Here is a 503-nt window from a genome sequence, read left to right as displayed (position 1 = left end):
GTTGTCGGCGCAGGCATTACTGCCGAAGTGGAAGGCGTGGGTTTGGTGAAAGCGGGTAAAGCCGAATTTGCCGAACTGACCTTGCCGAAGTTTTCAGACGGCGTTTGGGACATTGCAAGCATTGTTGCAGTCTCGGTCGATAACAAACCCATCGGCGCATTCGCACTTGCCGACGCGTTGAAAGCCGATACCGCCGAAGCCATAGGCCGTCTGAAAAAACACAATATCGATGTTTACATCATGAGCGGCGACAACCAAGGCACGGTCGAATACGTCGCCAAACAACTGGGCATCGCACACGCCTTCGGCAATATGAGTCCGCGCGACAAAGCCACCGAAGTACAGAAACTCAAAGCCGCCGGCAAAACCGTGGCGATGGTCGGCGACGGCATCAACGACGCACCTGCGCTCGCCGCCGCCAACGTCAGCTTTGCGATGAAAGGCGGCGCAGACGTTGCCGAACACACCGCATCCGCCACGCTGATGCAGCATTCGGTCAACCA

At 57.1% G+C, this 503-nt stretch carries 1 protein-coding gene; it reads left to right on the top strand.

Annotated features, from left to right (window positions below; translation table 11 throughout):
• Positions 1-503: HAD-IC family P-type ATPase (locus BBW69_RS02565; RefSeq protein ID WP_188210313.1), on the top strand; the 503-nt coding region annotated here is incomplete at both ends.

This window comes from Neisseria sp. RH3002v2f (assembly GCF_014596375.1).
GTDB lineage: Bacteria > Pseudomonadota > Gammaproteobacteria > Burkholderiales > Neisseriaceae > Neisseria > Neisseria cinerea.
This window is presented reverse-complemented; position numbering and strand designations above follow the sequence as displayed.